The following is a 1187-nucleotide window of genomic DNA, read 5'->3' as shown; positions in this document are numbered from 1 at the left end:
TGCAGGTCGATCGTCACGACGTCGCCGTCCTCGGCGGCACGCTCGACCGGGGCGGTGGAGGCGAAGCGCTCGCGCAGCTCCTCGACGGGACGACCGACGTGGACTGGTCGCCCTGGGCACGGCTTGTCGACCGACCGTGGAAGCTGCAGTATCGAAGGCCCTTGTCGAGGCGTACGCCGTACTGGCCATCACGATCGACCTCGCCGACCCCGACGGACCGACCTGGCGCAGCGTGGCGGACGGAACGCTGCCGGCGCACCTGTACAAACCCTTTCGGACCGACCGTCGTTACCGAGACGAATTCGAGGCGCGATGGAAGGACGTCGTCGATCTGCCGACCGTCGCCCAGCTGTATCTCGACCCCGTGATGGCCGAGGCAGCGGAAGAGCATCTTTTCGACTACACCGAAACACGCTCGGTATCAGAGATTCCCGACGAGGCGCCGTTGAATCTGAATTCTCTGATTGCTCTCCTGACGTCCCGAGGGCACCAGCCGATTTCCGTCGATCTCACCACTCGCGACATCTCGATCGCCGGGTTACACGTCGTCCGTGTCCACTCGCCCGGCCTGTACAACAATGCCCCGGCAGCTTTTCCCCTTCTTGGAGGTAGCAGATTGACCAGCGCATCGACCACCCATCTGCATCTGCCGGTCCCTCTCGCATGAGGTCGTTGCTCGTCGACCGCCGAACCGGGATCATTCGAGAGTTGGTCGACGCCGTTGTTCCCCAGCACTTTCCGCCGGAGTTCAAGCTGATTCACTCGTATGTCTCCGACTCGGCACGCTTCTCACCCTGGTCCAGCGACTCGGCGGGTGCCGGATACTGCTTCGATCTCGGTGACCGTGCGCGACCTACCGCTGCCGCAATAGGTGAAGCGGTGGAACGATATTGCGGGAACATCGTCGCCAAACCGATCGTCCGCGGATCAGCCGAGACGGTGATCGGCGCAAGCATCGACCTGTCACGACTCGCGCGTTTCGGCGCCACCCAGTACGCGCAGCCACGGTTCCCGTTCGTCGAACCAACCGACGATCTGGAGATGGACTGGACTCTCGGAGTCGACCTGATCACGGGTTCGGATATCTGGGTGCCGGCCGAACTCGTCTGGGGTTCCTATCCTCATTTCGTCGCCCGGACGGGTCCGGCGATCTCTCCGGTGGCTCAGGCGGGTCTCGCCGCCGGACC

At 63.7% G+C, this 1187-nt stretch carries 2 protein-coding genes; both read left to right on the top strand.

Going from position 1 to position 1187, the window contains the following annotated elements:
- Nucleotides 1-136 precede the first annotated feature (136 nt).
- Nucleotides 137-667: a YcaO-like family protein gene (locus ABT116_RS48310; RefSeq protein WP_351647879.1), complete on the top strand. Its 531-nt coding sequence runs from the start codon at nucleotides 137-139 to the stop codon at nucleotides 665-667.
- Nucleotides 668-672: 5 nt separating this feature from the next.
- A partial coding sequence (locus tag ABT116_RS48305) for a YcaO-like family protein (RefSeq protein ID WP_351647877.1) occupies nucleotides 673-1187 on the top strand: 515 nt, incomplete at its 3' end.

This window comes from Streptomyces sp. NPDC002130 (genome assembly GCF_040296465.1).
Taxonomy (GTDB): Bacteria; Actinomycetota; Actinomycetes; order Streptomycetales; family Streptomycetaceae; genus Streptomyces.
The sequence above is the reverse complement of the archived record's forward strand: the minus strand, read 5'-3'. Positions and strand labels throughout refer to the sequence as shown.